This is a genomic window from Bacteroidia bacterium (assembly GCA_019695265.1).
Lineage (GTDB): Bacteria > Bacteroidota > Bacteroidia > JAIBAJ01 > JAIBAJ01 > JAIBAJ01.
Genome location: JAIBAJ010000135.1, coordinates 1 through 7,457, shown reverse-complemented (window position 1 = coordinate 7,457; position 7,457 = coordinate 1). Strand labels below are relative to the sequence as shown.

9 protein-coding genes are annotated in these 7,457 nt (G+C 38.2%); 7 read left to right on the top strand and 2 right to left on the bottom strand.

Features of this window, described 5'->3' with window-relative positions:
• The first annotated feature begins 37 nt into the window (after window positions 1-37).
• A complete protein-coding gene (locus K1X82_14000) occupies window positions 38-511 on the top strand; it encodes a c-type cytochrome (protein MBX7183219.1) in 474 nt (157 codons plus the stop codon).
• A 289-nt stretch (window positions 512-800) separates the two neighbouring features.
• Here the strand turns inward: K1X82_14000 and K1X82_13995 are convergent, their stop codons facing one another.
• Window positions 801-1,325 carry a peptidylprolyl isomerase gene (locus K1X82_13995; protein ID MBX7183218.1) on the bottom strand — a complete coding sequence of 175 codons (525 nt, stop codon included), beginning with the start codon at window positions 1,323-1,325 and terminating at the stop codon, window positions 801-803.
• Window positions 1,326-1,498: 173 nt separating this feature from the next.
• Here K1X82_13995 and K1X82_13990 point away from each other — a divergent pair, with 173 nt between their 5' ends.
• Genes K1X82_13990 through K1X82_13980 form a run of 3 tightly spaced genes read left to right on the top strand, consistent with a single transcriptional unit; the run spans window position 1,499 to window position 4,079 of the window.
• The gene (locus K1X82_13990) at window positions 1,499-2,656 is read left to right on the top strand and encodes a methionine aminotransferase (GenBank protein MBX7183217.1); all 1,158 of its coding nucleotides are present in this window, start codon (window positions 1,499-1,501) and stop codon (window positions 2,654-2,656) included.
• A 2-nt stretch (window positions 2,657-2,658) separates the two neighbouring features.
• Window positions 2,659-3,411: an ATP-binding cassette domain-containing protein gene (locus K1X82_13985; GenBank protein ID MBX7183216.1), complete on the top strand. Its 753-nt coding sequence runs from the start codon at window positions 2,659-2,661 to the stop codon at window positions 3,409-3,411.
• 26 nt (window positions 3,412-3,437) lie between these two features.
• Window positions 3,438-4,079, top strand: coding sequence for a hypothetical protein (locus K1X82_13980; GenBank protein ID MBX7183215.1), 642 nt, complete (start codon window positions 3,438-3,440; stop codon window positions 4,077-4,079).
• Here K1X82_13980 and K1X82_13975 read toward each other — a convergent pair whose 3' ends face one another.
• A complete protein-coding gene (locus tag K1X82_13975) occupies window positions 4,080-4,460 on the bottom strand; it encodes a DUF1987 domain-containing protein (protein MBX7183214.1) in 381 nt (126 codons plus the stop codon).
• Window positions 4,461-4,619: 159 nt separating this feature from the next.
• On the opposite strand from K1X82_13975, the gene K1X82_13970 reads away from it, so the two are divergent.
• The 3 genes from K1X82_13970 to K1X82_13960 form a co-directional block, all read left to right on the top strand.
• On the top strand, window positions 4,620-6,068 hold the full coding sequence (locus K1X82_13970) for a leucyl aminopeptidase (GenBank protein MBX7183213.1): 1,449 nt from the start codon (window positions 4,620-4,622) through the stop codon (window positions 6,066-6,068).
• Window positions 6,069-6,074: 6 nt separating this feature from the next.
• Window positions 6,075-7,148, top strand: a complete 1,074-nt coding sequence (gene pdxA / locus K1X82_13965; GenBank protein MBX7183212.1) for a 4-hydroxythreonine-4-phosphate dehydrogenase PdxA — start codon at window positions 6,075-6,077, stop codon at window positions 7,146-7,148.
• A 6-nt stretch (window positions 7,149-7,154) separates the two neighbouring features.
• Window positions 7,155-7,457, top strand: a 303-nt coding sequence (locus tag K1X82_13960; GenBank protein ID MBX7183211.1) for a hypothetical protein, incomplete at its 3' end; no start/stop codon positions are given.

The following is a 7,457-nucleotide window of genomic DNA, read 5'->3' as shown; positions in this document are numbered from 1 at the left end:
ACAAATTAACCTAAAAAGGTTTAAAAATTTAAACAAAATGAGTATAAAACGAAATGCAACTGGAATTAGCTTAGCCTTTGCGGCAGCTATGTTTATTGGATGTTCAGGCGAAAAACAACAGCCTGCCGAAAATGCATCCACTCCACCGGCACAAGAAACGGCAGCACCGGAACCTGACCCTTTGAGCGACAAAGGTATTGGACCGGTAACCAGTATTGAGCTTGGCGAGGTTAATCAAGCCATGGCAGATAAAGGCAAGGCAACTTTTGAATCAAAATGTGTGGCATGCCATAAAATTGATGCCAAATTGCTGGGTCCGGCCTTGGCTGGGGTCACAAAAAGAAGATCTCCTGAATGGATAATGAATATGATTTTAAATCCGGAGGAAATGACCAAGAACAATGAAATAGCCAAAAAGTTGTTGGCCAACCACGGAAATGTTCAAATGACCAATCAACAATTAACTCAAGAACAAGCCCGTGAAGTTTTGGAGTATTTTAGAGGATTGTAAAACTCAATAAGACTGAAATACAATTAACCCAAAGCATTCTCTTTGTTTTAGAGAAAATTATCTTTACAAAAGAAGCCCCGTTTGAAATACTCAAACGGGGCTATTTTGTTAGAACAATCCGTAAAAACGGACGATTATTCTAATTATTCGGTTTTCTGTACTGTAAAGGCTAATCAAAATTGGCAATTGGAAACCCAGATGATTTTCGACCAATTTCAGTTACTATACTTTACAGATACTGCGTTTGTTTTGAACCTCCGGTAAAGAGGACCAATTCAAACCAAAGTGTTTAGTGGTGGTGGTGACCGCCTTCCCAACCGTGGGCATGACCATGGGCTATTTCTTCAATGGTAGCTCCACGAACGCCAACAACTTCTACTGTAAAATGAAGATCTTCACCGGCTAATTCATGGTTAAAATCCATTACTACAACTGAATCCCCAACTTCGAGCACTTTACCGCGTAAGGTATGACCTTCGTTGTTGCGCATTGGAATGGAAGTTCCAGGTTTTAGCCAGTTGTAATCAATTTTCCCATCCTTATCTTTAAAAATATCCAATGGCACTTCGGCAATATCATCTTCATAATAATCACCATAACCTTCTTCAGGAGCCACCCAAAAATCAAATTTATCACCTTGCTTTTTCCCTGCCAGGGCATCTTCAAAACCTTTAATCATTCCACCCATTCCAAACATAAAAACCAAGGGCTCACCGGCTTTTGATTTGTCAATAAGACGCTCAATACCATTTTCTTCATCCTTAACATGCAAGGAATAGTTTACCGCTACTACGGATTTACTTTCAATTATCATTTGTAAAATTTTTGCAAAGAACGTGGAATAATTCATCCAAATGAAAAATGTTTATAACTCTAAACAAGGTAAATGCAGAGGATATAAGTACATTCCCAAGTATTGTTGAAAACTTGAGTTGTACAAAATTGCAGGTACTGATAATTTAGGGCCTCCAAATTCGTTGAACTTTCATGCCTAAATTTCCAGGGGTTATTCAATCCAAATTACCACATACCGGAACCACCATTTTTACGGTGATGTCAAAATTGGCAAATGAGGTAGGTGCCATCAATTTATCACAAGGTTTTCCGGATTTTCCATGTTCTGAAGAATTGGTTTCCCTTGTCAACCAAGCTATGAAGAAAGGGCTTAACCAATATGCACCAATGCCCGGTCTTTTGGAATTAAGAGAAACCCTGTCAGAAAAAATACAGGATTCGTACAGTGCAATATATAATCCCGATACTGAAATTACCATCACTTCCGGCGGAACACAGGCCTTATTTACAGCTATTTCTGCCTTAGTAAAGGAAGGAGATGAAGTATTGTTGTTCGAACCTTGCTACGATAGCTATGCTCCTGCTATTGAACTAAGCGGAGGTATTCCTATTTACATCCAATTAAAAGCCCCTGATTTTCATATCGATTGGAACGAAGTAAAGAAAATGATTAGGCAAAAAACCAAAATGATCATTATCAATACTCCGCATAACCCGGCATCTGCCATCCTTTCGGCTCAGGATATGCTTCAGTTGGAGAAAATCACTAAAAATACCGATATCATTATTTTAAGTGATGAGGTATATGAACATTTAATTTTTGACAAACTGGAACATCAAAGTGTAATGCGGTTTCCTAAACTGGCCGAACGAAGCCTGGTGGTATTTTCATTTGGCAAAACCTTGCATGTTACAGGATGGAAAATGGGCTATATTGTTGGTCCGGAAAATTTGATGAAAGAATTCAGAAAAGTCCATCAATTCAATGTTTTTTCAGCCAATCATCCTTTCCAATGGGCCATCAATGAGTTTTTAAAGAATAAGGCAAATTACACTTACCTGCCTGAATTTTACCAGGCTAAACGTGATTTATTTTTGAAACTAACCAAGGAAAGCAGGTTTCAGCCGATTGAATGCAAAGGCTCGTATTTCCAACTAATGAGTTACAAAAATATTACAGAAGAAAAAGATACCGATTTCGCTATTCGACTCACCAAAGAATTTGGAGTAGCATCCATTCCCATTTCAGTTTTTTACCATAAACCTGTTGACAATAAACTTTTAAGATTCTGTTTTGCCAAGCAGGATGAAACGTTAGAAAAGGCAGCCGAAAAACTCTTGAAGGTTTAATTATGAGTCAGTTAAAGTTTATATCTTTAAGTAAAACTTTTAGTTCTGGTGCTGAAAAAATTCAAGTAATTCAGGATTTTAACTGGGAAGTAAACAAAGGGCAATTCGTTACGATTTTGGGATCCAATGGTTCCGGCAAATCAACCTTGTTAAATTTAATTTCCGGCAAAACCCAACCCGATTCCGGTAAAATTCTATTGGACCAACAAGAAATTCAGCAGATTCCGGAATACAGTCGTTCCAAATGGATAGCCCGGGTTTTTCAAGATCCATTTCAAGGAACTGCTTCTGAATTAAGCATTCTGGAGAACTTCAGATTGGCAGCAGTTCGAAACACTACCAAAGGCTTAGGTATCCATACCGGAAAAAGCTTTCAGGAATTAGTTCAGTCCAAGGTGAAACTCCTAAAGCTAGGACTTGAAAACAAGTTAGATCAGCGTATGGGTTTGCTATCCGGTGGACAGCGACAGGCATTAACCTTATTAATGGCCACCATGACTGAAGCCAAGCTTGTATTAATGGATGAACCGACGGCTGCTTTAGATCCCAAAACATCCAAATTAATCATGGAATTTGCTCAACAATTTCATGAAGAAATGGGTTGGACAACCTTTATGGTTACCCATCAATTAAAAGATGCCAAGCATTTTGGTGACCGAATGGTGATGATGAAAAGCGGTAAAATCTTTAAAGATATTCAAGGGGAAGAAAAGAAATCCATTGAATTAACGGAAATTGTAAATTGGTTTGATTAATGCCTTCTACCTTTGCAACTTAAGACATGAAGCAAATTATTCTCCTACTAGTTACTTGTTTAAGTTTGGTGGCTGCCAATGCTCAAAATAGAAGATTTAATTTACCCGGACAAGAGCCGGATAGCTTAAATAAGATAATTGAATCGGGTAAAGATTCTTTATCAAAACCTACAGAAAAAAAAGCCGCAGATACAAAAGCAAGTAAGCCTGTTCAAAAAAAAGAAGGGTTTTGGAAACGTAGTTTTACAGGCGGAGGCTTTGGTTTATCGTTTGGAACCATAACCAACATCAATTTATCTCCACAATTTGGCTATCGAATTACCGATAATTTTTGGGCAGGAGTAGGTGTTACCTATATCTATTTTAGCCAACGTTATTCCGGTTACCCCAAATTCCAAACAAATATTTATGGTGGTAGAGTATTTTTACGCTACATCGTTTGGAAAGGCATATTTGTCCACGCAGAAAACGAAATGCTAAACATGCAACGCTACGACGACCTAAACAATCGAGTTTGGGTCAATAGTCTCATGGCCGGTGGTGGTTATCAGCAATCCCTTGGAGGTAATTCCTCGGTCTATTTGATGGGATTATTCAATTTTACAGAATCCAAATACACCCCCTACATCAATCCAATTATACGATTTGGTTTTAATATTGGATTGTAATCAGGCAGCAACTGGTTGAAATCTGGCATCCACATTGACAATCTGACTCATAGCTTGAAATTTTTCCAGCATATCAGTGTCGTCATCATCATATTGTAAAATCAATTCAACCTTTTTTCCGGATTCAGAAAGTTTCTTTAAAGCCGTTAAAATTTTCATTACGAAAATGGTAGAAGCTGTACTTAAATATTCAAAATAAATTTCAAATACAGATTTACTTTTAGGCTTCTCGGCATAATTTTCAATCTCACGTATGATTGGTTCATAAAACTCTTTGGGATTTTCTGCAATGGATCGTCCGGCTATTTTAAATTCACCTGATGCTAAATCCATATTAACTTCCGGGGTTTTGTTAGTGCTTTTAATGTAAACTGTTTTCATATTCCAAATCTGTTTTATAGGTTTCTTTAACTGATTGAAATTCCATTCGGTTACATTGATCTGACATTTTTTTGAAAGTTTTTTTCCACTTAACACCATCCGATATTTTTAGCCCTAGTGTCAAGAATGCTGCTAAATTTGCCGTCCTTAAAATTCTGAATGAATCCCCTAGCAATAAAAAAACTGAACAGTATTTCCAAAACAGGAAACTTATTTTATTTGTTCGATACCAAGGCTGACTGGAACCAATTAAATTTATCCAAAAATGAATTAGCCTATGTTTCAAAAAAGCTTGAAAAAAAAGATGGACAAGCCATAGCCATCAACCAATACAATCGTTGGGTATTTTTAGTTGATACCCATTCTGAAAAGGACCAATATATCCAATTAGAAAAGGCTCGTAAGGTTGGAGCTGAAATTGCCGCTAGACTTAATGTTGCCGGCGAGGATACTATTACCATTCTGGATGAAGCAAACAAACCGGAAATAGCAGCTGCTGTAGCCGAAGGAATGGCTTTGGGTAATTACCAATTTTCCAAACACATCAATAAAAAGAAAGATTTCAAAGCCAATTCGCTTCAATCCATTGGCATTTTTTCAAAAGGATTAAGTTCCGAACAAGTGGAAGAAATCAAGGTAATTAGCGAAGCTACCCTTAAAGCCAGAGATTTGGTAAATGAGCCTGTTAATTTTCTTAATGCTGTGCAACTTGCCAAAGAAGCTGAAAAATTAGGAAAAGCTGCCGGATTCAAAACTGAAGTATTGGATAAAAAGAGAATCCAAAGTTTAAAAATGGGTGGATTATTATCCGTAAACCTGGGTAGCTTGGAGCCTCCTACCTTTACTATTATGGAATACAAACCCAAAGGGGCAATTAATAAAAAACCGGTAGTTTTAGTTGGAAAAGGTGTGGTTTATGATACCGGAGGAATAAGCCTCAAACCAACTTCCAGTATGGATACCATGAAATGCGATATGGCAGGTGCTGCTGCGGTAATTGGAACCATGTATGCCATCGCTTCTGCTAAATTAAAAGTTCATGTAGTAGGTCTGGTTCCGGCAACCGATAACCGTCCGGATGGCAAAGCCTACGTTCCTGGCGATATTATCACCATTTCGGATGGAACTACTATTGAAGTCTTAAATACCGACGCAGAAGGGCGCTTAATTCTGGCCGATGCACTGGTTTATGCAAAACAATATAAACCCGAATTAGTTATCGATTTAGCTACCTTAACCGGTGCGGCCATGGTTGCCATTGGCAAATATGGAACCGTGATGATGGGTAATGCTTCAGATGAACAAAAATCTGCCCTCAAAAACAGCGGAAATCAAGTTTATGAAAGAATAGCAGAATTCCCATTTTGGGATGAATATGCCGATTTACTCAAAAGCGAAATTGCCGATATGAAAAATATTGGAGGTCCAATCGCCGGGGCAATCACTGCCGGGAAATTCCTCCAACACTTTACCGATTACCCTTACATTCATCTCGATATCGCAGGTCCGGCATTCATTGATTCTAAAGAAGGTTACCTCACAAAAGGTGGAACAGGTGTAGGAGTAAGATTACTATTTGATTTTTTAAAAAATTACCAAGCCAGATAATAGCGAATTAACGTGAGTGAACATCCCCATAAAATTAAAGTTGGAATCTCCCTGGGAGATATTAACGGTATTGGAATTGAAGTAATCGTAAAAACCTTGCTGGACAAGGAAATTTTGGAATTTTGCACCCCAATCGCTTATGGAAATACCAAGGTTTCTTCCTATCATAGAAAAGTTTTAGGTATTAACGACTGGGCATTTAATCCAATAAAAAAAGCAGAAGATGCCAACCCTAAACTGGCAAATATGGTCCAAATTTGGGACGAAGAAGTGCCAATTAATTTAGGCCAATCTACCAAGGAAGGGGGAAAATATGCTTTGTTGTCCCTTCAAGCCGCAGTGAATGATTTAAAACAAGGCCAAATTGATGTTTTGGTAACCGCTCCAATCAATAAAAACAACATCCAAAGCGACCAATTCCGATTTCCCGGACATACCGAATATTTGGCCCAAACCTTCGAAGGAAAAGAACACATGATGCTGTTGGTAAGTGATTCATTAAAAGTTGGATTGGTTACCGGACATTTGCCTATTTCTTCTGTTGCTCAAAGCATTACTCAAGAAAAAATCAATTCAAAACTTCGAATCTTAAACCAAAGTTTAATCAAAGATTTTGGTATCCGTAAACCGAAAATTGCTGTGCTCGGATTAAATCCACACGCAGGGGATAACGGTACTATTGGAAAGGAAGAAAAAGAAATTATTATTCCGGCTATCAACCGGGCTTTTAATGAGCAAATATTAGCATTCGGCCCTTATTCTTCCGATGGTTTCTTCGGTTCCGGACAATACCGGCAATTCGATGCGGTTCTGGCAATGTATCACGACCAAGGACTTACGCCATTTAAATCTATGGCATTTGATTATGGCGTAAATTTTACCGCCGGTTTGCCAATTGTCCGAACCTCTCCAGATCATGGAACAGGTTATGATATTGCCGGAAAAAATCTTGCATCGGAGCATTCTTTCCGCCAATCCATTTTCCTGGCCATTGATATTTTTCGCCAGCGAATGGGATACCAGGAAATCAATGCCAATCCATTGAAATTTTCAAAACTTAAGAAAGAATACGAAAGGTAATCAACGATGGATATCCAAAAAGGTATATTTCCATCCACTTTCCTCTTCTTTCTTGGTTTATTTTCCTTGAGCCTGCTTCTTCATTTCCCCTTTTTAAACAAGGATTTAATAGGTGTTCATGTATGGCGTCAAACCCAAACCCAAACCGGAATTGATAATTTTTGCAGGGAAGGCAATTCCATACTTAACCCAACTTTAAATTCGAATCCGGAAACAGACCGAATCGTAAGGTTAGAATTTCCCCTCATGCAATGGGGTTTTGCTCAGGTTGAAAAACATTTCTCCAACCCAGTTTTGATTACTAGGTTA